1 protein-coding gene is annotated in these 242 nt (G+C 65.7%); it reads left to right on the forward strand.

Annotated features, from left to right (window positions below):
• The coding region (locus AC4FS3_RS29125; RefSeq protein ID WP_491023438.1) for an acyl-CoA dehydrogenase family protein at positions 1 to 242 on the forward strand (242 nt) is incomplete at both ends.

The following is a 242-nucleotide window of genomic DNA, read 5'->3' on the forward strand; positions in this document are numbered from 1 at the left end:
AGCAGGTGATGGCCTGGCACAGGATCCTGCACGCGAAGGGCTGGGCCGCCCCGGCGTGGCCGAAGGAATACGGCGGCACCGGCTGGAGCGTCGAGCAGCGCTACATCTTCGCAGAAGAATGCCGCAAGCGCGAACTGCCGCCGCTGCTGCCGAACGGTTTGCAGATGGTCGGCCCGATGCTGATCGAGCTTGGCAGCGAAGAGCAGAAGCGCAAGCATCTGCCGGGCATTCTCTCTGGCGAG

It is taken from the genome of Pseudogemmobacter sp. TB195 (assembly GCF_058313095.1).